Origin of the sequence: Cupriavidus sp. a3, assembly GCF_051015765.1 — a bacterium.
GTDB lineage: Bacteria > Pseudomonadota > Gammaproteobacteria > Burkholderiales > Burkholderiaceae > Cupriavidus > Cupriavidus oxalaticus_A.
In genome coordinates this window covers 3,179,848-3,205,403 of record NZ_CP170643.1, presented here as the reverse complement: position 1 = coordinate 3,205,403, position 25,556 = coordinate 3,179,848, and the positions used below count along the sequence as shown (strand labels likewise).

Sequence of the window (25,556 nt, the reverse complement as noted above, 5' to 3'; positions counted from 1 at the left end):
ACGCAGGTTCTCCCACGCGGACCCGGACCCACGATGATCACGCTCTATACCTTCGGCCCGGCCTTCGGGCTGCCTGACGCCAGCCCGTTTGTCACCAAGGCCGAAATGCTGCTCAAGCTTGCCGGCCTGCCATACCACGCCCGCCCCGGCAGCCTGCGGCGCGCGCCCAAGGGCAAGCTGCCGTATCTCGATGACATGGGCCGGATCGTGGCGGATTCGACCTTGATCCGCTGGCATATCGAGAAGACTTACCACATCGATTTCGACGCCGGCCTGAGCCCCGCCGAGCGCGGCATCGCCTGGGCCGCCGAGAAGCTGATGGAAGACCACCTGTACTGGGCGGTGGCACGGGTGCGCTGGCTCGACCAGGCCAATTTCGAGCGCGGCCCGGCGCAGTTCTTCCGCGGCGTGCCGGCACCGGTGCGCGGGCTGGCCGAGCGGCTGGTGCGCTACAAGGTCAGGAAGACGCTGTGGGGGCAGGGGCTGGGCCGGCACAGCGAGGAAGAACTGGTGGCGCTCGCCAGCAAGGGCGTGACCTCGATCGCCGATATCCTGGGCGACAAGCGCTACCTGATGGGCGACAAGCCATGCGGCGCCGACGCCACGCTGTTCGCCTTTGCCGGCAGCCTGCTGTGCCCCACGTTCGACACGCCGATCCGCACCGCGGCGGAAGGGCATGCCAACCTGGTCGCCTACATGGACCGGATGCGGGCGGAGTTCTACCCGGACTTTGCACCGGAAACCGCGGCGGCCTGAGCCCGCCGGGCCGCCAGCGGGCGGGCAATGGCCTTACAATGGAGGCCGTCCCCAATTCCTGTGCGGTTTCCATCATGTCCGGCAATACCCTTGGCCTGCTCTTCACTGTTACGACCTTCGGCGAATCGCACGGCCCCGCCATCGGCGCGGTGGTGGATGGCTGCCCGCCGGGCATGGCGCTGAGCGAGGCCGATATCCAGGGCGACCTGGACCGCCGCAAGCCCGGCACCTCGCGCCACGTCACCCAGCGCAAGGAACCCGACCAGGTCGAGATCCTGTCCGGCGTGTTCGAGGGCAAGACCACCGGCACGCCGATCTGCCTGCTGATCCGCAACACCGACCAGCGCAGCAAGGACTATGGCAATATCGTCGAAACCTTCCGCCCGGGCCACGCCGACTACACCTACTGGCAGAAGTATGGCATCCGCGACTATCGCGGCGGCGGCCGGTCGTCGGCGCGCCTGACCGCGCCGGTGGTGGCTGCGGCGGCGGTGGCCAAGAAGTGGCTGCGCGAGCAGTACGGCACCGAGATCCGGGGCTATATGTCGCAACTGGGCGAGATCGCGGTGCCGTTCGCCGACTGGTCGCATGTGCCCGAGAACCCGTTCTTCGCGCCCAACGCCGACATCATCCCTGAGCTGGAAACCTATATGGACGCGCTGCGCCGCGACGGCGATTCGGTCGGCGCGCGCATCGAGGTGGTGGCCAGCAACGTGCCGGTCGGGCTGGGCGAGCCGCTGTTCGACCGCCTCGACGCCGACATCGCGCATGCGATGATGGGCATCAACGCGGTCAAGGGCGTTGAGATCGGCGCCGGCTTCGACAGCGTGTCGCAGCGCGGCAGCGTGCATGGCGACGAGCTGACCGCCGAGGGCTTCCGCACCAACAATGCCGGCGGCGTGCTCGGCGGCATTTCCACCGGCCAGGACGTCACCGTGTCGCTGGCGATCAAGCCGACGTCCTCGATCCGCACGCCGCGCGAGTCGATCGACAAGGCCGGCAACGCCGCCACGGTAGAGACCTTCGGGCGCCACGACCCGTGCGTCGGCATCCGCGCCACGCCGATCGCCGAGGCCATGCTGGCGCTGGTGCTGATGGACCACGCCCTGCGCCACCGCGCGCAGTGCGGCGACGTCAGGACCGACACGCCGCATATTCCGGCGCAGGCCGGCCAGACGCGCTGATCGCGCTGAGTTGGCCACCCTCCGTGGGGCTGGCGGCGCGACGGGCGCCGCTCGCCCGGACTATGCCCGCTTCGGGCTCTTCTACCTCGGCTACTACGGCTACGTCGGCGTCATCTCGCCGTATGTGAGCCTGTATTTCGCCGATCGCGGCTTCAACCCGGTGCAGATCGGCGTGCTGATGGCCAGCTTCCAGGTCAGCCGCATTGTCGGGCCCTACGTGTGGGGCTGGCTGTCCGACGTGATGCACACGCGCGTGCGCATCCTGCGCGTGAGTGCGTTCACCTCGCTGCTGGCGTTCCTGATGCTGCCCGGCGTGGGCAGCTACGGCGGCATGATGGCGATGATGCTGACGCTGAGCCTGCTCACCAGCGCGATGTCGCCGCTGGGCGATGCCCTCACCATCTCCACGCTGCGCCGCCATGGCGCCTTCGATCATAGCTACGGCCGCATCCGCATGTTCGGCTCGGTCGGCTTTATCGGCGCGGTGCTGGCCGGCGGGGCGCTGTTCGAGGCGGTTGGCATGCGTGCGTTCCCGTGGGTGGCCAGCGGCCTGCTGGCGATCCTGGCGGGCGTGGTGCTGACCATGCGCGATGCCGCCGACGACGGGCCGCGCATGCCCGCGCCGCGCGCGCTGCCGCTGCTGCGCCGGCCGGACGTGGCGTGGTTCCTGGCCTCGGCCTTCCTGATGATGTTCGCGCATGCCGCGCTGTACGTGTTCTATTCGCTGTGGCTGGAGAAGCTTGGCTACAGCAAGTTCGCCATCGGCGTGATGTGGACCATCGGCGTGGTCGCGGAGATCGTCTTCTTTTACTACCAGGGCCTGTTGTTCGCGCGCTTCGCGCTGCGCACCATCCTGGCTGGCACCTTTGTGCTGGCGGCGGTCCGCTTCGGCCTTACTGGCTACTTCGCGCAGTTTGCCTGGCTGATGGCGCTGGTGCAGGTGTTGCACGCGGCCACCTTCGCCGCGCACCACAGCGCCAGCCTGAAGCGGCTGCAGGCATGGTTTGCCGGGCCGTTGCAGGGGCGCGGGCAGGCCCTGTACACGGGCATTTCCTACGGCGTCGGCGGCACGCTCGGCGGGCTGGTGATGGGCTGGACCTGGAATGCGCTGGCGCCCGAACACACCTTCGGGCTGGCCGCCGTGGCCGCGGCGGCCGGCGCCTTCTGCGCGGCGATGAGCTTCCGCGCGGAGGGTGCGGCAGGCGGCGATGCGGCTCAGGCCAGCGCGGCGCAGACGCGCTCGGCGATCGCCAGCGACGAGGTCAGCCCCGGCGACTCGATGCCGAACAGGTGAACCAGCCCCGGCACGCCGTGCACGGCGGGGCCGTCGATGCGGAAGTCCGCCGCCAGCTCGTGCGGGCCGCTGATCTTGGGGCGGATGCCGGCATAGCCCGGCTGCAGCGCGCCGTCGGCCAGTCCCGGCCAGTAGCGGCGCACCTCGTCATAGAAACTGTCGGCATCGGCCGGGTCTACGCTGTACTCGATATCGTCGATCCAGCGCACGTTGGGGCCGAAGCGCGCCTGGCCGCCGAGATCCAGCGTCAGGTGCACGCCCAGGCCGGCGGCCTCGGGCACCGGATAGATCAGCCGTGAGAACGGCGCGCGTCCGGCCAGCGTGAAATAGCAGCCCTTGGCGTAGTACTGCGGCGGGATATGGGCTTCGGGCATGCCGTCGAGGCGGCGCGCCAGTTCCGGCGCGGTCAGGCCGGCCGAGTTCACCACCGTGCGCGCCAGCAGCGTGGTGGCGCCCCCATCTTCGCTGCCCACTTCCAGCCGAATCCCGTCCGCCGTGATCGCGCCGGCCAGCACCGGCGACTGCACCGCCAGCACCGCACCGGCGTTCTCGGCATCGCCCAGCAGCGCGGTCATCAGGCCGTGACTGTCGACGATGCCGGTGGAGGGCGACAGCAGCGCGGCATGGCATTGCAGCTGCGGCTCCAGCGCCTGCGCTTCGTCGCGCGAGAGCAGCCGCAGGTCGTCGACGCCGTTGGCCGCCGCCTTGGTGCGGATGCCGTCGAGCGTCGCCACCTGCGCCGCGCTGGTGGCGACGATCAGCTTGCCGCAGCGCTGGTGCGCCACGTGGTGCGTGGCGCAGTAGTCGTACAGCATGGCCTTGCCGCGCACGCACAGGTCTGCCTTCAGCGAACCGGCGGGATAGTAGATGCCGGCGTGGATGACTTCGCTGTTGCGCGCGCTGGTGATGGTGCCGAAGGCGTTTTCCGCTTCCAGGATGATCACCTCGCGGCCCTGCAGCGCGAGGGCGCGCGCGGCTGCCAGTCCTACGACACCGGCGCCGATGACGACGCAGTCCACCTTTTCCATGCTCGTTTCCTTGTTGCTGTGGTTTGTTGCAGTGCTGGTTGCCGTGTGGCGGGATTCAGCCCGCCAGGCCCAGCCGCGCGGCCGCCGCGGACAGGTGCCGTTGCGCGGCCTCGCGCGCCGCCGGGGCATTGCCGGCGGCGATCGCGTCGGCCAGCGCCGCGTGCTCGGTGTCGGCGGCGCGCGGGGCGCCGGTGGCGGCGCCGAGCCGCGCGGTGTTCTCCCACGCGCGCTGGCGTGCCGCCAGCATCTGCTGGCTGACGAAATCGGTCAGGCCGGTGAAGCAGGGGTTGTGTGCGGCCTCGGCGATGGCGTGGTGGAAAGCCATGTCGGCGGCGGCCGCGCTGGCCATGTCGCCATGGCCGTCGGCCTGCGCCTGCATGGCTGCGAGCGCGGCGCGGATCGCGCCGACATCGGCCGTGGTGCGGCGCTCGGCCGCCATCTCGGCGCAGGCGGTCTCGACCACGCGGCGCAACTCGAACAGCTGCGCCAGCGTGGGCCCGCCGTCCGGCGCGCTCGCCACGCGCCAGGCCTGGCCGCCCGGGGTTTCCGAAACAAAGGCGCCAGAGCCCTTGCGCGTGACCAGCACGCCGTCGGCCTTGAGCTGGGCGATGGCTTCGCGCACGATCGGCCGGCTTACGCCGAAGGTGTCGGCCAGAGTGGCTTCGGCGGGCAGGCGTCCGCCCGCGGCGTAGCGGCCGGCGAGGATGTCGTCGTGCAAGGACTGGGCGATACGGCTGGCCAGCGAGGGCGGGCGGTGCAGGGTCATGGGCAGATATGTCAGGCTGTAAGACAGCTTTTGTGCGATTGTGGTACCGAAGTTGTCGCGAGTCAAGCTTTCCGCAATGGGCGGTGCTACACATGGCGGCCTAGACCCACCGGTATTTGCTTAACTTCTGCGGCCCGCGGCCGATAGAATCCGGATACAGGTGGCGGATGCTGCCCGGCACCTCCGCCGTGGGTTTGCCATGCTCCGCGCGCGGCGACAAACGCGGGGCCCTTTGCAAACAGCCATGATCCAGCTCACTCCCAACGATCTTCCGGTCGGACACCCGCTGCCCTGGTCGCTGCTCGACGGCGACGGCAACCTGGTGCTCGGCAGCGGCAGCGTCATTCCCGATGCGCGCGACCTCGCCCTGGTGTTCCGGCACGGCGTGCTCTGCCGCGCGGGTAATGGCAGCGAAAGCGACGACAGCGGCGATACTGATGCCGACACCGGCATGCGCACCGCGCCAGGGCCGGTTGGCCTGCAGGTCGGCACGCTGCTCCACATCAAGCATGAAGGCGAGTCCGCACGCGCCGCCGCCAGCCGCCTGATCGGCTTTATCGAGCAGGGGCTGTTCGTGACCTGGCCGCAACTGGGCGGGCGCGACCTGGCGCTGCAGGCGGGCGACACCGTGCTGCTGCGCGGCTTCTCCGGACAGGCGATCCACAGCTTTACCTCGACCATCACCGCGGTCTGCCGCAGCCCGTTCCGCTACCTGGTGCTGTCGGCGCCGACCAACCTGCACGCGACCCCGGTCCGCAAGGCGGCGCGCGTGCCGACGCGGCTGGCGGCATACCTGACCGAGCCTCCGGAAGACGACGACGGCGTTCATGGCGTGGCCGTCGCGGTGCGGGCGGGCACGGCGCGGCTGGCGCTGCTGTCCGACCTCAGCACCGGCGGTGCGCTGGTGCAGACCACCGCGCCGTCGCCCGCGCCGGGCAGCCGCGTGCGGCTGCGCTTCCAGCTCCGGGCCGCGTCGTTCGACAGCGAAGTCATCGTCGACGGCTGGGTCAGGGTGGCACCAGGCGCGGCCGGACAGGACGACGGCGATTTCCCTGCCTTCGGCGTGGCTTTCGACCTGCTGGCGGAGCGCGAGATGACGCTGCTGCAGTGCTACATCTACGAACAGCTGCTATCCACGACGCGCCTGCCACTGTAGCCTGCGCGCAGCCCGCCAATAAAAAAACGGCACCGGGAAACCGGTGCCGTTCCATGCGCCGGGCGCTTGCGCGCCGGGGGCCTTACATGCCGACGTAGTTCGGACCGCCGCCGCCTTCCGGCGTGACCCACACGATATTCTGCGTGGGGTCCTTGATGTCGCAGGTCTTGCAGTGCACGCAGTTCTGCGCGTTGATCTGCAGCCGTTCCTTGCCCGAGGACTCGTCCTGCACGAACTCGTACACACCCGCCGGGCAGTAGCGCGACTCGGGGCCGGCGAATTTGTCCCAGTTGATGCTGACCGGCACGCTGGCGTCCTTCAGCGTCAGGTGCGCCGGCTGGTTTTCCTCGTGGTTGGTGTTGCTGATGAACACCGAGCTGAGGCGGTCGAAGGTCAGCTTGCCGTCCGGCTTCGGGTAGGCGATCTTCTCGCACTCGGCCGCCGGCTTCAGGTACACATGGTCCGGCTTGACGCGGTGGATGGTCCAGGGCGGGTTGCGGATGCCCAGCTTGGGCAGCAGCCATTGCTCGATGCCGGTCATCAGCGTGGCGGTGGTGCGGCCCTTCTTGAACCACTGCTTGAAGTTCTTGGCCTGCAGCAGTTCCTTGTACAGCCAGCTCTGCTCGAACGCGGCGGGGTAGGCGGTCAGCTCGTCGTGCTGGCGGCCGCCCTGCAGCGCGTCATAGGCGGCCTCGGCGGCCAGCATGCCGGTCTTGATCGCGGCATGGCTGCCCTTGATGCGCGAGGCGTTCAGGTAACCGGCATCGCAGCCGACCAGCGCGCCGCCCGGGAACACGGTCTTGGGCAGCGACAGCAGGCCGCCGGCGGTGATGGCGCGCGCGCCGTACGACAGGCGCTTGCCGCCTTCGAAGTACTGGCGGATTTCCGGGTGCGTCTTGAAGCGCTGGAATTCCTCGAACGGCGACAGCCACGGGTTGGTGTAGTCCAGGCCGACCACAAAGCCGACCGCGACCTTGTTGTCTTCCATGTGGTACAGGAACGAGCCGCCGTAGGTGGCCGGGTCCAGCGGCCAGCCGGCGGTGTGCACCACCAGGCCGGGCTTGTGCTTGGCCGGGTCGATCTCCCACAGCTCCTTCAGGCCGATGCCGTAGCTCTGCGGATCCTTGCCGGCGTCCAGGCCAAACTTGGCGATCAGCTGCTTGCCCAGGTGGCCGCGCGAGCCTTCGGCGAAGATGGTGTACTTGGCATGCAGCTCCATGCCGAGCTGGAAGTTGTCGGTGGGCTCGCCTTCCTTGTTGATGCCCATGTTGCCGGTAGCCACGCCCTTGACCGAGCCGTCTTCGTTGTACAGCACCTCGGCGGCCGGGAAGCCCGGGAAGATCTCGACGCCCAGCGCCTCGGCCTGCTGGCCCAGCCAGCGCACGAAGTTCGACAGGCTGATGATGTAGTTGCCGTGGTTGTGGAAGCACTCCGGCAGCAGCGCCGGCGGCGTGCCCTTGGAGCCCGACTCGTTCAGGAACAGGAACTTGTCTTCACTGACCGGCTGGTTCAGCGGCGCGCCCAGCTCCTGCCAGTTCGGGATCAGCTCGTTGAGGGCGCGCGGATCCATGATGGCGCCCGACAGGATATGCGCGCCGGGCTCGGAACCCTTTTCCAGCACGCATACGTTGACGTCGCTGCCTTTCTCCTGCGCGAGTTGCTTCAGGCGGATGGCCGTGGCCAGGCCGGCGGGGCCGCCGCCGACCACGACCACGTCGTATTCCATGGCTTCACGCGGGCCGAACTGCTCCAGGAGCTGTTGCTGATCCATTGTCTCTAACCCTCTATTTCTTTGCTGCTAGCTATGCAATTGTGGGAAGTGCGGTGATCGTTCTGCTCGAACTTGAGCCGGCGGGGCACCGGAAGGGATTTTGACGGCTGTTTGCGGCCGATAGCCGGCCGGATCGCTCGTTTTCCCTCTTTCCCTTTGCAGGCCAAGTTCTTAGAATCTCCGGCATTGTCCGGGACTCGCCACCCACAGGCAAGGATTTTTTTGGAACGGTCGTTCTTTTTTCTGGTATGCCGCCTTCCGCACCCGAAGAGGCTGGAGGGGCGCCCGCACAAGAGGTCATCATGGGTTTGTCGATCAATCTGGAAGGCAAGGTAGCGCTGGTGACCGGCGCATCGAGCGGGCTCGGCTCGCGTTTTGCCACGGTGCTGGCCGCCGCCGGGGCCAAGGTCGTGCTGGCCTCGCGCCGCACCGAGCGCCTCAAGGAACTGCGTGCGGCGATCGAGGCCGAGGGCGGCAGCGCGCACGTGGTGCGACTCGACGTCACCGATCCGGACAGCATCCGCGCCGCCGTGGCGCATGCGGAAACCGAAGCCGGCTCGATCGACATCCTGGTCAACAATTCGGGCGTGTCGACCACGCAGAAGCTGACCGACGTCACGCCCGACGATTTTGATTTCGTCTTCGACACCAATACGCGCGGCGCCTTCTTCGTCGCGCAGGAAGTCGCCAAGCGCATGATCGCGCGGGCCAAGGGCGCCGAAAAGAACGGCACCCCGCTGCCGCAGGCGCGCATCGTCAATGTCGCATCGGTGGCGGGCCTGAAGGTGCTGTCGCAGATCGGCATCTATTGCATGAGCAAGGCGTCGGTGGTGCACATGACCAAGGCCATGGCGCTGGAATGGGCGCGCCACGGCATCAATACCAACGCGATCTGTCCCGGCTATATCGATACCGAGATCAACCACCACCACTGGGACTCGGACGCCGGCCAGAAGCTGATCCAGATGCTGCCGCGCAAGCGCCTGGGCAAGCCCGACGATCTCGACGGCCTGCTGTTGCTGCTGGCTTCCGACCAGTCGCAATTCATCAATGGCGCGGTGATCACCGCGGACGACGGCATGGTCTGAGCCCGGCCGCCGGCGCCGCGCCGCCCGCTTGCCCCCGCGCGCCACAAGCGTGCGGCGGAGCACCACCATTGGCCACCCCAGGGCTTTATCCGGTCCCCTTGGGGCGGGCTTTCGAGCGCGGCTTCCAGTTTCCAATCAAAGAAAGTTGATGCGCGGTGTGCCAGTCTTGGCATAATCCGCCATGTCTTTAGACTAAGTCTTTACATACAAGCAAAAAATGCCGCAGTGGCCGCCTGGCCCAAGCGGCCCTGGACCGGAGGCCGGGGAGATGGAGCAACAAGAAGAGGCACGGCGCAATGCCGTGCCGCAACACGTCGTCGATTCCGCGGTGATCCCGCGGGCGGCAGACGAAGCGCAGGACGCTGAATTCCGGGTTTCACCCCGCCTCGAGGACTGGATTGGCGTGATCGTGATGCTGCTGCTGGTCGGCATCACCTTCGCCAACGTGGTCGTCCGTTATTTCACCGACGAGTCGTTTGCCTGGACCGAGGAATTCTCGGTCTTCCTGATGATCGTGCTGGCGCTCGTTGCCGGCAGCGCCGCGGTGGCGCGCGATCGCAATATCCGCATCGAGTTCTTCTTTGAGCGCGGCAGCGCGGCGCGCCAGCGCCGGCTGGAAATCCTGTCGGCACTGGCGGTGGCTGTAATGTTCGTCGCGCTGGCGGCGCTGGGCGCGCGCATTACGTGGGATGAGTACACCTTCGGCGAAACCTCGCCCGGCATCGGCGTGCCGAGCTGGTGGTACTCGATCTGGCTGCCGGTGCTGTCGGCCGGCATCGCACTGCGCGCGCTGGGCCTGGCGTTGCGCAACGTGCGTGCTCTCAAGGCGTTGCATGAACAGAACCGGGTGGCGAAGGAGCGTTTGCAATGACGCTGGTTGCCATCATCCTGTTCGTGGTCTTTATCGGCCTGATGCTGCTGGGCGTGCCCATCGGCGTGTCGCTGGGGCTGGGTGGCCTGGTCGCGATCGGCCTGTCCAACCTGGACACCCAGATGTTCGGCCTGCTGGCCGTGCCGCAGAACTTCTACGCGGGGCTGGCCAAGTATCCGCTGCTGGCGATTCCGATGTTCGTGCTGGTGGGGTCGATCTTCGACCGTTCCGGCGTGGCGCAGCGGCTGGTGACCTTCGCCATTGCCGTGGTCGGGCGTGGACCGGGCATGCTGCCGCTGGTGGCGATCCTGGTGGCGATGTTCCTCGGCGGCATTTCCGGTTCGGGCCCGGCCAACGCGGCCGCGGTCGGCGGCGTGATGATCGCGGCGATGTCGCGCGCGGGCTATCCCGGCTCGTACAGCGCCGCGGTGGTCGGCGCGGCGGCCGCGACCGACATCCTGATCCCGCCGTCGGTGGCCTTCATCATCTACAGCGTGCTGGTGCCGGGCGCTTCAGCGCCGGCGCTGTTCGCCGCGGGCATGATCCCGGGCGTGCTGGCCGGCGTGGCGCTGATCGTGCCGGCGGTGTGGCTGGCGCGCAAGCACAACATGGGCGCCGCCGAAGCCGCGCTGCCGCGCCCCCCGTTCTGGAAGAGCCTGCGCGAAGCGGCGTGGGGCCTGGTGGCGCCGTTCCTGATCCTCGGCGGCATGCGCGCGGGCTGGTTCACGCCGACCGAAGCCGCGGTGGTGGCGGTGGTCTATGGCCTGTTCGTCGGCATGGTGGTGTACCGCAGCATCGGCATGCGCGACTTGTTCACGATCTTCCAGGAAGCGGCCGAGACCTCGGCGGTGATCCTGCTGGTGGTCGCGCTGGCCGGCATCTTCGCCTATGCGCTGTCGACGCTCGGCGTGATCGATCCGCTGGCGCAGGCGATCGCCACCTCCGGGCTGGGCGAATACGGCGTGCTGGCGCTGATCGTGCTGCTGCTGATGACGGTTGGCATGTTCCTCGACGGCATCTCGATCTTCCTGATCTTCGTGCCGCTGCTGCTGCCGATCGCCAATGCCTTCCACTGGAACCCGGTGTGGTTCGGCGTGGTGCTGACGCTGAAGGTGGCGCTCGGACAGTTCACGCCGCCGCTGGCCGTGAACCTGATGGTGTCGTGCCGGATCGCCCGCGTGCGCATGGAAGAAACCGTGCCCTGGGTGATATGGATGCTGCTGGCGATGTTCATCGCCATGCTGATGGTGCTGGCCTATCCGCCGCTGGCGACCTGGCTGCCGGAGTACCTCGGCTATTGATCGCTGTTGACTTCATTTTGCATTCACAAACAAGAACTGACGATTCCCGAGAGGAGATGAAATGAAACGTCGTGCCCTGATGCTTGCAACGGCCGCCGCCATTGCCGCTTCCGCCTTCGCCCCCGCCGGCGCGATGGCCCAGACCTACAAGTCCGAGTACAAGATGTCGCTGGTGCTCGGCCCGGCCTTCCCGTGGGGCAAGGGCGGCGAGATCTGGGCCGACCTGGTCAGGCAGCGCACCAACGGCCGCATCAATATCAAGCTGTACCCCGGCACTTCGCTGGTGGCCGGCGACCAGACCCGCGAGTTCTCGGCGATCCGCCAGGGCGTGATCGACATGGCGGTCGGCTCGACCATCAACTGGTCGCCGCAGGTCAAGGAGCTGAACCTGTTCTCGCTGCCGTTCCTGATGCCCGACTACAAGGCGCTGGACGCGCTGACGCAGGGCGAAGTCGGCAAGTCGATCTTCTCCACGCTGGAGAAGGCCGGCGTGGTGCCGCTGGCCTGGGGCGAGAACGGCTTCCGCGAGGTGTCGAACTCCAAGCGCGAGCTGCGCAAGCCGGACGACCTCAAGGGCCTGAAGCTGCGCGTGGTGGGCTCGCCGCTGTACATCGAGACCTTCAACGCGCTGGGCGCGAACCCGACGCAGATGAGCTGGGCCGACGCGCAGCCGGCGATGGCCTCGGGCGCGGTCGATGGCCAGGAGAACCCGCAATCGGTGTTCGCCGCCGCCAAGCTGTACACGGTCGGCCAGAAGTTCGTGACCACCTGGGGCTACGTGGCTGACCCGCTGATCTTCGTGGTCAACAAGCAGATCTGGGAAAGCTGGACCCCGGCCGACCGCGAGATCGTCAAGCAGGCCGCCATCGACGCCGGCAAGCAGGAAATCGCGCTGGCCCGCAAGGGCCTGGCCGAGGCCGGTGCGCCCGCCTGGAAGGAAATGGAAGCCCATGGCGTCAAGGTCACGCACCTGACGCCGGCCGAGCATGACGCCTTCCGCAAGGCGACCGCCAAGGTCTACGACAAGTGGAAGAAGCAGATCGGCACCGACCTGGTGACCAAGGCCGAAGGCGCGATCGCCAAGCGCTAAGTCATGCAGCAGGCCCGCCAGCGTTGGCGGGCCTGCTGCTTTGGAGGCTGAGATGAAGCACGTTTATACGGTGGTCATGCCGATCCGGTGGGGCGACATGGATGCGATGGGCCATGTCAACAACACCGTCTACTTCCAGTACCTGGAGCAGGCGCGCATCGAGTGGTTCGCGTCGCTGGGGCGCGGCGGCAAGGATGCGCAAGGGCAGGGGCCGGTCATCATCAATGCGCATATGACCTTCCTGAAGCAGCTGCGCTATCCGGGCAATATCGAATGCCGCGTTTATGCGGGGCAACTGGGGCGCACCAGTTTCGAAACGCGCATGGAGATCCGGCGTACCGATCTGCCTGACGTGGTGTGGGCGGAGGGCGGGGCGAAGGTCGTGTGGTGCGATTATGCGGTGGAGAAATCGGTGCCGGTGCCGCCGGAGATCCGGGCGATTATCGAAGGCTAACCCTCAGTGGTTCACCAGCCGCTGCACCAGGTCCACCGACGTACTCGCCCCATACTTCTTCATCAGCCGCGCCCGGTAGATATCCACGGTGCGCGGGCTGATCGCCAGCAGCTTGCCGATTTGCTTGCTGGTCTTGCCTTCCACCAGTTGTGCCGCGATGTCGCGTTCGCGCGCGGTCAGCTCGGCCGTCACCTGCCGCTTCTGCGACAGGTCTTCAAAGGTCCAGATCCCCGCGCCCAGCGGCTGCGCGCGGTCCAGCGCGCGTCCGGTGACGTGGCACCAGAACAGTTCGCCGCCGGCGCGCTTCATGATGCGCTCGTCCGAATACATCCCGCGCTTGTTCATGATCGGCGCGATGCGGGCGCCGGTGCGCTCGAACTCGTCGGCGGTAGGGTAGAGTACCTGGAACGACTGGCCCAGCAGCGCCTCGCGCGTGGTGCCGAAAATCCGGCAGACTTCCTCGTTGCAGTCCTCGATCACGCGCTCGCGTGACAGCACCAGGCCCACGGGGGCGAGCTGGAAAGCGGTCTGGTAGTCGATGGCGGGCATCTACTTATGTATTTTTACGTAATGGCGTAGCCGGCGGGGCTTGCGTATGCTGTCGGTCGGACGATAAACGGCGCCCGTCATCGACTGCGCCGATTGTACCGTTACAATTTCCCTGCGTCGCCCACCGCACAAGCGGGCGGCGGAAGCACAACAGCGGAACCCCGAGGAACTACCGAGGAAGGAGCGAACATGAACAAGGTCTACGCCAGCGCCGCAGAAGCGCTTGCAGGCGTCGTCCGCGACGGCCAGACGATCGCCGTTGGCGGTTTCGGCCTGTGCGGCATCCCCGAGGCGCTGATCGCCGCGCTGCGCGACAGCGGCGTCAAGCAGCTCACCTGCATCTCCAACAATGCCGGCGTCGACGGCTTCGGCCTGGGCCAGTTGCTGGCCACGCGCCAGATCAAGAAGATGATCTCGTCCTATGTGGGCGAGAACAAGGAGTTCGAGCGCCAGTACTTGGCGGGCGAACTCGAACTCGAATTCACCCCGCAGGGCACGCTCGCCGAGAAGCTGCGCGCCGGCGGCTCGGGTATCCCGGCCTTCTTCACCAAGACCGGTGTCGGCACCATCGTCGCCGAAGGCAAGGAAGTCCGCGAATTCGATGGCGAGACGTACGTGATGGAGCGTTCGCTGACGGCTGACGTGGCGCTGGTCAAGGCATACAAGGCCGACAAGGCCGGCAACCTGGTGTTCCGCCGCACCGCGCGCAACTTCAACCCGATGTGCGCGATGGCGGGCAAGGTCACCATCGCCGAGGTCGAGCATATCGTCGAGACCGGTGAGCTGGACCCGGACGAGATCCACCTGGCCGGCATCTTCGTGAAGCGCCTGGTGCTGAACACCAATCCCGAAAAACGCATCGAGCAGCGCACCGTGCGCGCGGCCAGCTAAGGAGACGCATCATGGCATGGACACGTGACGAAATGGCCGCGCGCGCCGCGGCTGAGCTGCAGGACGGTTTCTACGTCAACCTGGGCATCGGCCTGCCGACGCTTGTGGCCAACTGGGTGCCGGAGGGCATGGAAGTGTGGCTGCAGTCGGAAAATGGCCTGCTCGGCATCGGCCCGTTCCCGACCGAGGAAGAAGTCGACGCCGACATGATCAATGCCGGCAAGCAGACCGTGACGACGCTGCCGGGCTCGTCGATCTTCTCCTCGGCCGATTCCTTCGCGATGATCCGCGGCGGCCACATCGACCTGGCCATCCTGGGCGCGATGCAGGTCAGCGAGAAGGGCGACCTGGCCAACTGGATGATCCCGGGCAAGATGGTCAAGGGCATGGGCGGCGCGATGGACCTGGTCGCCGGCGTCGGCCGCGTGGTGGTGCTGATGGAACACACCGCCAAGAAGAAGGACGGCACCGAGGACATCAAGATCCTGAAGCAGTGCAACCTGCCGCTGACCGGCGTGGGCGTGGTCAATCGCATCATCACCGACCTGGGCGTGATGGACGTGACTGCGGAAGGCCTGAAGCTGGTCGAAACCGCACCGGGCGTCAGCCGCGAGGAAATCCAGGCGAAGACCGGGGCGCCGTTGCTGTAAGCAAGCCTTCGGCCATTGCCTGACGGGCCCTGTGGCGCACTGCGCCACAGGGCTTTTTTCATTTGGTGTTGCCGACCACGCCGATCGGCCGTGCGGGCTAGCTCTATCGGCGAATGGCCCGCCGCCGCACAAGTCACTATGCTGGCCGCTTCCCGGCAGGCGTGGTCCTGCCAACCAAAGTCCTGACGGAAGGTACGCGATGCCGGCTTCTCCCACCCGATCCCTGCCACTGGTGTATGCCTGCTCTGGCTGCTCCAGCGTGGCGCAACTGGCCAATGCGTGCGCGGTGCGGCTGGACCGCAGCGGCCGCGCCGAAATGTCGTGCATCAGCGGCGTGGGCGGCGGCGTGCCGGCGCTGACGCGCGTGGCGCAATCGGGCCGGCCGATCCTGGCGCTGGATGGCTGCCCGCTGGCTTGCGTGCAGGCTTGCCTGGCAAACGTGGGCGTGGTGCCGGACCAGCACCTGGTGCTGAACCGGCTGGGGGCGGTCAAGCGGCAGCACGGTGAATGCACCGAGGGCGAGACCGAGGCGGTGTGGCGGGAAGTCGAAGCGGCTTTGGAAAGCCTTGCGGGGGTTTAGGGAAGGCCGGACGCGCGGCGGCGCATCCGGCAGGGCGGCGGGGCGGACGCCTTAGGCCGCCGGCTTGTTGTAGCGGGTGAACACCGAGGCCGCGCCGTCGGCCTTGACCAGCAGCACGTCGAACGGATCCTTGCGCGGCCCCTGTTCCATGCCCGGCGAGCCGACCGGCATGCCCGGCACCGCCAGCCCGACTGCCTTGGGTTTGGCGGCCAGCAGCTTGCGGATATCGGCGGCCGGCACATGCCCCTCGATCGCGTAGCCGCCGATGTAGCCGGTATGGCAGGAGCCGAAGCGCTCCGGCATGCCGAAGCGCTTGCGGTAATCGCCGGTATCCTCGACATCATGCACCGTCACCGTGAAGCCATTGGTGCGCAGGTGCTTGACCCATTCCTCGCAGCAGCCGCACAGCGGGCTCTTGTAGACGTCGATGGCAAGAGGCCTGGCCTGCGCGAAGGCATCGGCCGCAGGCCCCAGCGCGCCCACCGCGATCGTGCCGAGCGCCAGCGCGCCCAGGGTGCCGAGAAAACGTCGTCGTTGCATCGTAGATCCTTACTGCGCCACCCAGCCGCCATCCATGTTCCAGATCGCGCCGCGAACCTGGCGTGCCGCGTCGGACGACAGGAACACTGCCAGCGCGCCCAGCTCGTCGGGCGTCACGAACTCGCCCGAGGGCTGCTTCTCCAGCACCAGCTCGCGCTTGGCCTGCTCGACCGGGATGCCTTCCTTCTGCGCGCGGGCTTCGACCTGCTTCTGCACCAGCGGGGTCAGCACCCAGCCCGGGCAGATCGCGTTGGCGGTCACGCCGGTCTGCGCGGTTTCCAGCGCGGTCACCTTGGTGAAGCCAACGATGCCGTGCTTGGCAGCCACGTAGGCCGATTTCTGTGCCGACGCGACCAGCCCGTGCGTCGACGCCACGTTGATGATGCGGCCCCAGTTCTTCTGGCGCATGCCGGGCAGCGCCAGGCGCGTGGTGTGGAAGGCCGAGGTCAGGTTGATGGCGATGATGGCGTCCCAGCGCTCGGTGGGAAAGTCCTCGATGGGGGCGACGTGCTGGATGCCGGCGTTGTTGACCAGGATGTCGGCGCCGCCGAAGTCGGCCTGCGCATAGCGCATCATGTCCTCGATCTCTGACGCCTTGCTCATGTCCGCGCCGTGGTAGCCGACCTGGATGCCCTGGCCGGCCTGCGCGATCTCGTTCTTTGCGGCGTCCGCGTCACCAAAGCCATTGACGATGATGTTGGCGCCCTGGGCCGCCAGTGCCTTTGCGATGCCGAGCCCGATGCCGCTGGTCGAGCCAGTCACCAGAGCAGTCTTGCCTTTGAGCATGTAAGCCTCCGTCGAGAGAGATTCCACAGGAAGGAAAGGGCGGCCCGGGTGGCCCGGTCCGCCTGGTCTGGCACCGCCACGCACCGGCATGCATCGGCGCGCGGGCGCGTGCGGTGGCGCAGACAGTGTGCTGTGGCATTGTACCCGGTGCGGCGTACAATCCAGTTTTGCTCAACCACCGGCAGCGCCGCTTTTTCGCGGTCCCGGCCGGGTCCGTCAGGGAGTCCAGATGTCTGCCAGTCCGCGCCTCGGTTTTGTCCAGTGCATCAGTCCGGCGGGCCTGCACCGCATGGCCTACCACGAATGGGGGGATCCCGCGAATCCGCGCGTGCTGGTATGCGCGCACGGGCTGACGCGCACCGGCCGCGACTTCGATGCCGTCGCCAGCGCGCTGTGCGGCGACTATCGCGTGGTATGCCCCGACGTGGTCGGGCGCGGCCGCTCGGAATGGCTGGCCAATCCGGACAGCTACATCGTGCCGCAGTACGTGTCCGACATGGTCACGCTGATCGCCCGGCTCAATGTCGAGCAGGTGGACTGGTTCGGCACCTCGATGGGCGGGCTGATCGGCATGGGACTGGCGGGGCTGCCCAAGTCGCCGGTGCGCAAGCTGCTGCTGAACGACGTCGGCCCCAGGATCGCGCCGTCGGCGGTCGAGCGCATCGGTGCCTACCTGGGCCTGCCGGTACGCTTCAAGACCTTTGAGGAAGGGCTGGCATACCTGCAGACCATCAGCGCGTCGTTCGGCCGCCACACGCCGGAGCAGTGGCGCGAGCTGAACGCCGCCATCCTGAAGCCGGTGCAGGGCGGCGACGGCCTGGAATGGGGCTTGCATTACGACCCGCAACTGGCCGTGCCCTTCCGCAAGTCCACGCCGGAAGCGGTGGCGGCGGGCGAGGCCTCGCTGTGGCGCAGCTTCGAGGCCATCGAAGCCTCGGTGCTGGTGGTGCGCGGCGCGCAGTCCGACCTGCTGCTGCGCGAGACCGTCGCCGAGATGGTGGCACGCGGCAAGCATGTGAGCTCGGTGGAAGTCCCTGAAGTGGGGCATGCACCAACCTTTGTCGATCCGGCGCAGATCGCGATCGCCCGGCAGTTTTTTGTCGGGTGAGTTGGCGCGCATCGCGCGGCGGACCTGTATTTTTATCGATCAACGCATTGTCATGAGTAACCTTGAACTGAAGCGCGCCCACGTGGGCAAGCGTTTGTCCGAATATGCGGTCTACAACGGCGTGGTCTACCTGGCCGGGCAGGTGCCCGAGGTCGACCCTAAGGCCGATATCCGCGGCCAGACGCGCGAGGTGCTCGGCCATATCGACCGCCTGCTGGCCGAGGCCGGCAGCGACAAGACCCGCATCCTGTCGTGCCAGATCTTCCTCGCCAACGTCGACCTGATCGGCGAGATGAACGAGGTCTGGGACGCCTGGGTGCCGCAAGGCAACACGCCCCCGCGCGCCACGGTGGAAGCCCGCCTGGCCAATCCCGATTACCTGATCGAAGTGGTGGTGACCGCTGCGCTCAACTGATGCAGGCGTAGGGACATGGTGACGTCGACCGACCTGGCTGGCCGGATCGCAGGCATTCCGGATGCTGAACTGGTGGGCCGTGCGCTGGCGTACGTGCGCGAGCACGGCGCCGGCGTGGCGCTGCCTACGGGCGAGACGGTGCAGTCGCACGCTGAGGGGATGCTGCGCATCCTCGATGGCCTGCGCGTGGACGATGCCGCGCGCGCGGCCGCCTGCCTGTTCGGGCTGGCGGCATTCGTGCCCGACACCGAAGCCGAGATCGAGCCGCGCTTCGGCGAAGAAGTGGCGCGGCTGGTCAACGGTGTGCGGCAGCTGCTGCGCATCGGTGCCATCGCCGGCAATCGCCCCGATGTGGAAGCGGCCACGCCGTCGAAGAACGAGGCGCAGGCGCGCCACGAGCAGGTCGAGGCGCTGCGCAAAATGCTGCTCGCATTCGCGCAGGACATCCGCGTGGTGCTGGTGCGGCTGGCCTCGCGTCTGCAGACGCTGCGCTGGCTGGCCGAGACCAAGCACACGCCGACCGCCGGCGTGGCGCGCGAAACGCTCGACATCTACGCGCCGCTGGCCAACCGCCTCGGTATCTGGCAGATGAAGTGGGAGCTGGAAGACCTGGCGTTCCGCTTCGAGCAGCCCGACACCTACAAGCGCATCGCCAGGCTGCTGGACGAAAAGCGCATCGAGCGCGAAGGCTATATCGCCGGCGCCATCGCGCGGCTGCAGTCCGAGCTGACGGCCGCGGGCATCCGTGCCGAAGTGAGCGGCCGGCCCAAGCACATCTACAGCATCTGGAAGAAGATGCGCGGCAAGGAGCTGGATTTTGCCGACCTGTACGATGTGCGCGCCTTCCGCGTGATCGTCGACGATATCAAGGACTGCTATACGGTGCTGGGTATCGTCCACCATATCTGGCAGCCGATCCCGCGCGAGTTCGACGACTACATCTCGCGGCCCAAGGCCAACGGCTACAAGTCGCTGCACACGGTGGTGATCGGCGATGACGGCCGCGCCTTCGAGGTGCAGATCCGCACGCACGAGATGCACCACTTCGCCGAATACGGCGTCGCGGCCCACTGGCGCTACAAGGAAGCGGGCAGCAAGGGCTACGGTGGGCAGTTCTCCGCCAGCGAACGCTACGACGAGAAGATCGCCTGGCTGCGCCAGCTGCTGGCATGGAAGGACGATGCCGACCACAGCGTGGCGCATGACGAGTGGGAGCAGATCAAGCACGCGGCGATCGACGACCACATCTATGTGCTGACGCCGCAGGCGCGCGTGGTGGCGCTGCCGCAGGGCGCCACGCCGCTGGACTTTGCCTATTACCTGCACAGCGACCTCGGCCACCGCTGCCGCGGCGCGCGCGTGGACGGCACCATGGTGCCGCTGAATACCACGCTGAAGAACGGCCAGACCGTCGAGATCATCGCGGTCAAGCAGGGCGGGCCGTCGCGCGACTGGCTCAATGCGGAGCTTGGCTACCTGGCCAGCAGCCGTGCGCGCGCCAAGGTGCGGGCGTGGTTCAACGCGCTCGATTCGCAGGAGACCATCGCGCAGGGCCGCGCGCTGATCGACAAGACCCTGCAGCGCGAGGGCAAGACCGCGGTCAAGCTGGAAGATCTGGCCGCGCGGCTGAACTTCAAGACGCCCGACGACCTGTTCGCCGCGGTGGCCAAGGACGAGTTCAGCCTGCGCCATGTCGAGCATGCGCTGCGCCACCCGGAAGGCGAAATCCAGGCACCGCTCAGCGAGGAAGACGCCGTCACCAAGAAGAGCCGCGCCACCAGCGTGGCGCGCGGCGCCAAGAGCGGCGTGCTGGTGGTGGGCGTGGATTCGCTGATGACGCAGATGTCGCGCTGCTGCAAGCCGGCGCCGCCGGACGATATCGTCGGCTTTGTCACGCGCGGACGCGGGGTGTCGATCCATCGGCGCAACTGCCATACCTTCCAGCAGCTGTCGGCGCGCGCGCCGGAGCGGGTCATCCAGACCGAGTGGGGCAAGAAGAGCCATGCCGCGGTCTATCCGGTCGACATCCATGTCGAAGCCATCGACCGGCAAGGGCTGCTGCGCGATATCTCGGAAGTGCTGTCGCGCGAGAAGATCAACGTCACCGGCGTAAAGACGTTGTCGAGCAAGGGCGTGGCACGCATGCAGTTCACCGCGGAGGTATCGGAGGCCACGCAGTTGCAGCGCGCGCTGTCGCTGATCGAAGAGGTGCAGGGGGTATTGCAGGCAAAAAGAAAGTGATGCTATACTTGCGTCTTCGCTAGGCTCGTAGCTCAGCTGGTTAGAGCACCACCTTGACATGGTGGGGGTCGTTGGTTCGAGTCCAATCGAGCCTACCAACGAATTGCAGTAACAACGAAGTGCGGCAAGTCCGATTCAACCTGAAATGGAACGGAAAGGCATCATGTTCATGACACCGCGAACTACTACCGCTGGCAAGCGACAGTAGTCGAGGTGCGCCTTCCGACCCGGTTGAAACGGGTTTGACAAAGAGAAACGCGGCCTTGGCCGCGTTTTTTTTCGCCTGTCGCCTGCCAGCAGCCTGATAAGCTGCCGCTCTCGCGCGCTTCGGCGGAGCGATGTGTGCGGCAAAAAGCAATCGAACAATCGCCGGGTCGCGCAGCCGCGGACCGGTGCCCGCAAGATGCAGTTTGATCCGCCCGGCCCATGCGCAGCGCGCCGCCGGCGGAATCCTGGAGAGTCCAAATGATCGTAATCACGCTGCCGGATGGGTCCCGCCGCGAGTTTCCGGGCCCGGTGACGGTTGCCGAAGTGGCGCAGAGCATCGGCTCCGGCCTGGCCAAGGCCGCGCTGGCCGGCAAGGTGGACGGCAAGCTGGTCGACACGAGCTACAAGATCGAAGACGACGCCCAGCTGGCCATCGTCACGGACAAGGACGCCGACGGCGTCGACGTCATCCGCCACTCCACGGCGCACTTGCTGGCCTATGCCGTCAAGGAACTGTATCCGGAAGCGCAGGTTACGATCGGGCCGGTGATCGAGAACGGCTTCTACTACGACTTCGCCTACAAGCGTCCCTTCACGCCGGAAGACCTCGCGGCCATCGAGAAGAAGATGACGGAACTCTCCCGCAAGGACGAGAAGGTCACGCGCGAGGTGTGGAACCGCGATGAGGCAGTGGCGCTGTTCGAGTCGATGGGCGAGAAGTACAAGGCAGAGATCATCGCCTCGATCCCGGCCGACCAGGAAATCGGCCTGTACCGCGAAGGCAATTTCGTCGACCTGTGCCGCGGCCCGCACGTGCCGTCGACGGGCAAGCTCAAGGTCTTCAAGCTGATGAAGGTGGCCGGCGCCTACTGGCGCGGCGACTCCAGCAACGAGATGCTGCAGCGTGTCTACGGTACGGCCTGGGCCAAGAAGGAAGACCAGGAAGCCTACCTGCACATGCTGGAAGAGGCCGAGAAGCGCGACCACCGCAAGCTGGGCAAGACGCTCGACCTGTTCCACCTGCAGGAAGAGGCGCCCGGCATGGTGTTCTGGCACCCGAAGGGCTGGCAGGTGTGGCAGGCCGTCGAGCAATACATGCGCGGCCGCCTGGGCGACGCCGGCTATGACGAAGTACGCACGCCGCAGGTGATGGACCGTTCGCTCTGGGAAAAGTCCGGCCACTGGCAGAACTACAAAGAGAACATGTTTGTCACGGAGTCGGAAAAACACGACTACGCGATCAAGCCGATGAACTGCCCGGGCCACGTGCAGATCTTCAATCACGGCCTGCGTTCGTACCGCGACCTGCCGCTGCGCCTGGCCGAGTTCGGCGCCTGCCATCGCAACGAGCCTTCGGGCGCGCTGCATGGCCTGATGCGCGTGCGCGGCTTTGTGCAGGACGATGCCCACATCTTCTGCACGGAAGAGCAGATCGTCGCGGAAGCGAAGGCCTTCAATGAACTGGCGTTCTCGGTCTACGACGACTTCGGCTTCAAGAACGTTTCGGTGAAGCTGTCGCTGCGCCCCGACCAGCGCGCCGGCTCGGACGAGGTCTGGGACCACGCCGAGGAAGGCCTGCGCCTGGCGCTGCGCGCCTGCGGCGTGGAATGGGAGGAGCTGCCGGGCGAGGGCGCATTCTATGGCCCGAAGGTCGAGTACCACATCAAGGACGCAATCGGCCGCTCGTGGCAATGCGGCACGTTGCAGCTCGACCTGGTGCTGCCGGAGCGCCTGGGTGCCGAGTACGTCTCCGAGGACAACTCGCGCAAGCGCCCGGTCATGCTGCATCGTGCGATCCTGGGCTCCTTCGAGCGCTTCCTGGGCATCCTGCTGGAAAACCATGCCGGCGCGCTGCCCGCCTGGCTGGCCCCGGACCAGGTCGTGGTCATGAATATTGCGGATTCGCAGGCAGAATACGCCGAAAACGTCGTGCAATTGCTGCAAAAACAAGGGTTTAGGGCCAAGGCCGATTTGCGCAACGAGAAAATTACGTATAAAATCCGCGAGCATTCCCTTCAGAAGGTTCCCTACCTGCTAGTGGTGGGCGACAAGGAACGGGATGCCAATCAAGTGGCCGTGCGTGCCCGTGGCAACGTGGATCTGGGTGTGATGCCCGTCTCCGCGTTTGTTGAGCGTCTGCAACACGACGTCGCCAGCAAAGCCTGAGGGTGGTGAGCACGGCTTGTTTTTTTGTCTTCTTGAGGTAACGCAACATCGCTACGGACAAAGGTCATCGCATCAACCGGGAAATCAGCGCGCCTGAATTGCGCCTGGTAGGGGTTGATAACGAGCAGCTCGGCATCGTCAAGTTCATGGACGCTCTGCGGCTGGCTGAGGACAAGGACTTGGACCTGGTGGAGATCGCGCCCAACGCGACTCCGCCCGTCGCCCGGATCATGGATTACGGGAAGTTCAAGTACGAGGAAGCCAAGCGCGCCCACGAGGCCAAGCTGAAGCAGAAAATCATCCAGGTCAAGGAAGTCAAGTTCCGGCCGGGTACGGATGATGGCGACTACAACGTCAAGCTGCGCAACCTGAAGCGCTTCCTGGAAGATGGCGACAAGACCAAGATCACGCTGCGGTTCCGTGGTCGCGAGATGGCCCACCAGGAAATCGGCGCGCGCATGCTCGAACGCCTGAAGGCGGATCTGGAAGAGATCGGCCAGGTCGAGCAGATGCCGAAGATGGAAGGGCGCCAGATGGTGATGGTGCTCGCCCCCAAGAAGAAGAAGTAATTCTTGCGCGGTGCAGCGGCCGGGATGCCAGCGCATTCCGGCGTTGCTTCGTGCGGAAGTCGCGCGCGCCCGCAAGGGCGTCGTGCAACAACAAGTGGATGCGGGTCTTGCAAGCGTCGGCGTGAGCCGGCCACCTGCATGCATGTCATATGAGCTGGAGTTTTTCATGCCGAAGATGAAGACGAAGAAAAGCGCTTCCAAGCGCTTTACTGCCCGTCCGAACGGTTCGTTCAAGCGTGGCCAGGCCTTCAAGCGTCACATCCTGACCAAGAAGACCACCAAGAACAAGCGTCAACTGCGCGGTACTCAGGACGTCCATGAGACGAACCTGAAGTCGGTGCGCGCGATGATGCCTTACGCATAACCCCTGACGATAACGAAAGGAGAATTACATGCCTCGAGTAAAGCGTGGGGTCACTGCACGGGCCCGTCACAAGAAAGTCATCGACGCTGCCAAGGGTTACCGCGGCCGTCGCAATAATGTCTATCGCATCGCCAAGCAGGCGGTCATGCGTGCTGGCCAGTACGCGTACCGCGATCGCCGCAACAAGAAGCGCGTGTTCCGCGCCCTGTGGATTGCGCGTATCAATGCCGCGACGCGTGAGCATGGCATGACCTACAGCGTGTTCATGAACGGTCTGAAGAAGGCCTCGATTGAACTGGACCGCAAGGTGCTGTCGGACATGGCTATTCACGACAAGCCTGCCTTTGCCGCCATCGTCAACCAGGTGAAAGCCACCGTTGCCTGATGCCGGCTGCGGCGGCGCGTAAGCGCCGCCGGGCAAGCACCGACCGCAAGGTCGACCGCCGACCGCAAGGTCCGCTGAAACGGGGCTCCTCACCGAGCCCCGTTTTTATTTGCAGTTCCGGATGCCGTCTTGCGTTTGTTATCGAGACGGCATCCGGAAACGCATACCGCACGCAGTGCCAACCCACGTCGCGCCGGCTTTGTTTTTTGACATTGTTCCGCCGACGTCAGAACACTCCACGACCGCCGCCATGTCTCAGGATCTGGACCAAATCGTCGCTGACGCCCAGGCCGCTTTCGCCGCCGCCAATGACAACGCCACGCTGGAAAACGAAAAGGCCCGCTTCCTGGGCAAGACCGGCGCGCTGACCGAACTGCTCAAGGGCCTCGGCAAGCTCGACCCGGAGACCCGCAAGAGCGAGGGCGCGCGCATCAACCAGGTCAAGCAGCAGGTGGAAGCCGCGCTGCAGGCGCGACGCCAGGCGCTGGCCGACGCGCTGATGAACGCGCGCCTGGCCGCCGAAGCCATCGACGTCACGCTGCCGGGCCGCGCGGTCGCCCGCGGCAGCCTGCATCCGGTGATGCGCACGTGGGAGCGTGTCGAGCAGATCTTCGGCTCGATCGGCTTCGACGTGGCCGACGGCCCCGAGATCGAAACCGACTGGATGAACTTCACCGCGCTGAACAACCCGGACAACCATCCGGCGCGTTCGATGCAGGACACCTTCTACGTCGATGGCCGCGACAGCGACGACAAGCTCCTGCTGCTGCGCACGCACACCAGCCCGATGCAGGTGCGCTACGCCAAGATGCACGTGGAGAAGTACGCGGGCAAGGCGATGCCGCCGATCAAGGTGATCTGCCCGGGCCGTACCTACCGCGTCGACAGCGATGCCACGCACTCGCCGATGTTCAACCAGGTCGAAGGCCTGTGGATCGGCGAGGACGTCAGCTTTGCCGACCTGAAGGGCGTGTACACCGATTTCCTGCGCAAGTTCTTCGAGCGCGATGACATCCAGGTGCGCTTCCGCCCGTCGTACTTCCCGTTCACCGAGCCGTCGGCGGAAATCGACATGGCCTTTGGCAATGGGAAATGGCTGGAAATATCCGGTTCGGGCCAGGTGCACCCGAACGTGCTGCGCAACATGGGCCTCGATCCCGAGCGCTATATCGGTTTCGCGTTCGGCTCCGGCCTCGAGCGCCTGACCATGCTGCGCTACGGCATCAACGACCTGCGCCTGTTCTTCGAGGGCGACGTGCGCTTCCTGCGCCAGTTCGCTTGACGCGGGACTGATTCAGCCGCCGCATCACTCGTCACCGACTACACAGAATACTTACCGGATCAGA

The 25,556-nt window shown here is 66.2% G+C and carries 26 protein-coding genes and 1 tRNA gene; 21 read left to right on the top strand and 6 right to left on the bottom strand.

Going from position 1 to position 25,556, the window contains the following annotated elements; all coding sequences use genetic code 11:
- The first annotated feature begins 33 nt into the window (after positions 1 to 33).
- The 3 genes from ACAD63_RS15405 to ACAD63_RS15395 all read left to right on the top strand — a co-directional run bounded on the left by ACAD63_RS15405 (position 34) and on the right by ACAD63_RS15395 (position 3,234).
- The gene (locus ACAD63_RS15405) at positions 34 to 756 is read left to right on the top strand and encodes a glutathione S-transferase C-terminal domain-containing protein (protein WP_135704979.1); all 723 of its coding nucleotides are present in this window, start codon (positions 34 to 36) and stop codon (positions 754 to 756) included.
- A gap of 74 nt (positions 757 to 830) precedes the next feature.
- Positions 831 to 1,940 carry a chorismate synthase gene (gene aroC / locus ACAD63_RS15400; protein ID WP_135704980.1) on the top strand — a complete coding sequence of 370 codons (1,110 nt, stop codon included), beginning with the start codon at positions 831 to 833 and terminating at the stop codon, positions 1,938 to 1,940.
- A gap of 10 nt (positions 1,941 to 1,950) precedes the next feature.
- Complete coding sequence (locus ACAD63_RS15395) at positions 1,951 to 3,234, top strand: MFS transporter (protein ID WP_434032930.1); 1,284 nt, start codon at positions 1,951 to 1,953, stop codon at positions 3,232 to 3,234.
- Here the strand turns inward: ACAD63_RS15395 and ACAD63_RS15390 are convergent.
- Both ACAD63_RS15390 and ACAD63_RS15385 read right to left on the bottom strand, forming a co-directional pair.
- Positions 3,156 to 4,262 (bottom strand): NAD(P)/FAD-dependent oxidoreductase, encoded by a 1,107-nt coding sequence (locus ACAD63_RS15390; protein WP_195429560.1) that lies wholly within the window; start codon positions 4,260 to 4,262, stop codon positions 3,156 to 3,158. The two genes, ACAD63_RS15395 and ACAD63_RS15390, sit on opposite strands and share 79 nt — an antisense overlap.
- Positions 4,263 to 4,317: 55 nt before the next feature.
- Positions 4,318 to 5,028 (bottom strand): FadR/GntR family transcriptional regulator, encoded by a 711-nt coding sequence (locus tag ACAD63_RS15385; RefSeq protein ID WP_135704983.1) that lies wholly within the window; start codon positions 5,026 to 5,028, stop codon positions 4,318 to 4,320.
- A 244-nt stretch (positions 5,029 to 5,272) separates the two neighbouring features.
- Here ACAD63_RS15385 and ACAD63_RS15380 point away from each other — a divergent pair, with 244 nt between their 5' ends.
- Complete coding sequence (locus ACAD63_RS15380) at positions 5,273 to 6,184, top strand: flagellar brake protein (protein WP_135704984.1); 912 nt, start codon at positions 5,273 to 5,275, stop codon at positions 6,182 to 6,184.
- A gap of 82 nt (positions 6,185 to 6,266) precedes the next feature.
- On the opposite strand, the gene ACAD63_RS15375 is transcribed toward ACAD63_RS15380, so the two are convergent.
- Positions 6,267 to 7,955 carry an electron transfer flavoprotein-ubiquinone oxidoreductase gene (locus tag ACAD63_RS15375; RefSeq protein ID WP_434032929.1) on the bottom strand — a complete coding sequence of 563 codons (1,689 nt, stop codon included), beginning with the start codon at positions 7,953 to 7,955 and terminating at the stop codon, positions 6,267 to 6,269.
- A 302-nt stretch (positions 7,956 to 8,257) separates the two neighbouring features.
- Here ACAD63_RS15375 and ACAD63_RS15370 point away from each other — a divergent pair, with 302 nt between their 5' ends.
- The 5 genes from ACAD63_RS15370 to ACAD63_RS15350 all read left to right on the top strand — a co-directional run bounded on the left by ACAD63_RS15370 (position 8,258) and on the right by ACAD63_RS15350 (position 12,759).
- On the top strand, positions 8,258 to 9,043 hold the full coding sequence (locus ACAD63_RS15370; protein ID WP_133097456.1) for an SDR family oxidoreductase: 786 nt from the start codon (positions 8,258 to 8,260) through the stop codon (positions 9,041 to 9,043).
- Positions 9,044 to 9,311: 268 nt separating this feature from the next.
- Positions 9,312 to 9,914: a TRAP transporter small permease gene (locus ACAD63_RS15365; protein ID WP_434032928.1), complete on the top strand. Its 603-nt coding sequence runs from the start codon at positions 9,312 to 9,314 to the stop codon at positions 9,912 to 9,914.
- The gene (locus ACAD63_RS15360) at positions 9,911 to 11,215 is read left to right on the top strand and encodes a TRAP transporter large permease (RefSeq protein ID WP_434032927.1); all 1,305 of its coding nucleotides are present in this window, start codon (positions 9,911 to 9,913) and stop codon (positions 11,213 to 11,215) included. Before ACAD63_RS15365 ends, ACAD63_RS15360 begins: the two co-directional genes overlap by 4 nt.
- Positions 11,216 to 11,276: 61 nt before the next feature.
- The gene (locus ACAD63_RS15355; RefSeq protein ID WP_434032926.1) at positions 11,277 to 12,305 is read left to right on the top strand and encodes a DctP family TRAP transporter solute-binding subunit; all 1,029 of its coding nucleotides are present in this window, start codon (positions 11,277 to 11,279) and stop codon (positions 12,303 to 12,305) included.
- A gap of 52 nt (positions 12,306 to 12,357) precedes the next feature.
- A complete protein-coding gene (locus ACAD63_RS15350; protein WP_133097453.1) occupies positions 12,358 to 12,759 on the top strand; it encodes an acyl-CoA thioesterase in 402 nt (133 codons plus the stop codon).
- A gap of 3 nt (positions 12,760 to 12,762) precedes the next feature.
- Here the strand turns inward: ACAD63_RS15350 and ACAD63_RS15345 are convergent, their stop codons facing one another.
- Positions 12,763 to 13,308, bottom strand: coding sequence for a PAS and helix-turn-helix domain-containing protein (locus ACAD63_RS15345; RefSeq protein WP_133097452.1), 546 nt, complete (start codon positions 13,306 to 13,308; stop codon positions 12,763 to 12,765).
- A 189-nt stretch (positions 13,309 to 13,497) separates the two neighbouring features.
- Here ACAD63_RS15345 and ACAD63_RS15340 point away from each other — a divergent pair, with 189 nt between their 5' ends.
- From ACAD63_RS15340 to ACAD63_RS15330, 3 genes are all read left to right on the top strand, one after another.
- Positions 13,498 to 14,199: a CoA transferase subunit A gene (locus ACAD63_RS15340; protein WP_063238512.1), complete on the top strand. Its 702-nt coding sequence runs from the start codon at positions 13,498 to 13,500 to the stop codon at positions 14,197 to 14,199.
- An 11-nt stretch (positions 14,200 to 14,210) separates the two neighbouring features.
- Positions 14,211 to 14,849 carry a CoA transferase subunit B gene (locus tag ACAD63_RS15335; RefSeq protein ID WP_133097451.1) on the top strand — a complete coding sequence of 213 codons (639 nt, stop codon included), beginning with the start codon at positions 14,211 to 14,213 and terminating at the stop codon, positions 14,847 to 14,849.
- Positions 14,850 to 15,048: 199 nt separating this feature from the next.
- Positions 15,049 to 15,429 (top strand): putative zinc-binding protein, encoded by a 381-nt coding sequence (locus ACAD63_RS15330; RefSeq protein WP_133097450.1) that lies wholly within the window; start codon positions 15,049 to 15,051, stop codon positions 15,427 to 15,429.
- A gap of 51 nt (positions 15,430 to 15,480) precedes the next feature.
- Here ACAD63_RS15330 and ACAD63_RS15325 read toward each other — a convergent pair whose 3' ends face one another.
- Together ACAD63_RS15325 and ACAD63_RS15320 are read right to left on the bottom strand one after the other, a co-directional pair.
- A complete protein-coding gene (locus ACAD63_RS15325; protein WP_135704987.1) occupies positions 15,481 to 15,969 on the bottom strand; it encodes a DUF411 domain-containing protein in 489 nt (162 codons plus the stop codon).
- Between the two features lie 9 nt (positions 15,970 to 15,978).
- Positions 15,979 to 16,755: a 3-hydroxybutyrate dehydrogenase gene (locus ACAD63_RS15320; protein ID WP_133097448.1), complete on the bottom strand. Its 777-nt coding sequence runs from the start codon at positions 16,753 to 16,755 to the stop codon at positions 15,979 to 15,981.
- A 229-nt stretch (positions 16,756 to 16,984) separates the two neighbouring features.
- Between ACAD63_RS15320 and ACAD63_RS15315 the strand changes: the two genes are divergently transcribed.
- The 9 genes from ACAD63_RS15315 to pheS all read left to right on the top strand — a co-directional run bounded on the left by ACAD63_RS15315 (position 16,985) and on the right by pheS (position 25,492).
- The gene (locus ACAD63_RS15315; protein ID WP_133097447.1) at positions 16,985 to 17,863 is read left to right on the top strand and encodes an alpha/beta fold hydrolase; all 879 of its coding nucleotides are present in this window, start codon (positions 16,985 to 16,987) and stop codon (positions 17,861 to 17,863) included.
- Positions 17,864 to 17,915: 52 nt separating this feature from the next.
- Entirely contained in the window at positions 17,916 to 18,278 is a 363-nt protein-coding gene (locus ACAD63_RS15310; protein ID WP_135704988.1) for a RidA family protein, read from the top strand.
- A gap of 15 nt (positions 18,279 to 18,293) precedes the next feature.
- Positions 18,294 to 20,519 (top strand): RelA/SpoT family protein, encoded by a 2,226-nt coding sequence (locus ACAD63_RS15305; protein WP_195429552.1) that lies wholly within the window; start codon positions 18,294 to 18,296, stop codon positions 20,517 to 20,519.
- A gap of 21 nt (positions 20,520 to 20,540) precedes the next feature.
- Positions 20,541 to 20,617 (top strand) — tRNA-Val (locus ACAD63_RS15300).
- A gap of 367 nt (positions 20,618 to 20,984) precedes the next feature.
- Positions 20,985 to 22,892 (top strand): threonine--tRNA ligase, encoded by a 1,908-nt coding sequence (gene thrS / locus ACAD63_RS15295; protein ID WP_434032925.1) that lies wholly within the window; start codon positions 20,985 to 20,987, stop codon positions 22,890 to 22,892.
- 47 nt (positions 22,893 to 22,939) lie between these two features.
- Positions 22,940 to 23,461: a translation initiation factor IF-3 gene (infC, locus tag ACAD63_RS15290; protein WP_081479471.1), complete on the top strand. Its 522-nt coding sequence runs from the start codon at positions 22,940 to 22,942 to the stop codon at positions 23,459 to 23,461.
- A 166-nt stretch (positions 23,462 to 23,627) separates the two neighbouring features.
- A complete protein-coding gene (rpmI, locus tag ACAD63_RS15285; RefSeq protein ID WP_006575466.1) occupies positions 23,628 to 23,825 on the top strand; it encodes a 50S ribosomal protein L35 in 198 nt (65 codons plus the stop codon).
- Positions 23,826 to 23,853: 28 nt separating this feature from the next.
- Positions 23,854 to 24,210, top strand: coding sequence for a 50S ribosomal protein L20 (rplT, locus tag ACAD63_RS15280; RefSeq protein ID WP_008650487.1), 357 nt, complete (start codon positions 23,854 to 23,856; stop codon positions 24,208 to 24,210).
- 250 nt (positions 24,211 to 24,460) lie between these two features.
- A complete protein-coding gene (gene pheS / locus ACAD63_RS15275) occupies positions 24,461 to 25,492 on the top strand; it encodes a phenylalanine--tRNA ligase subunit alpha (protein WP_029047729.1) in 1,032 nt (343 codons plus the stop codon).
- Positions 25,493 to 25,556: the final 64 nt, after the last annotated feature.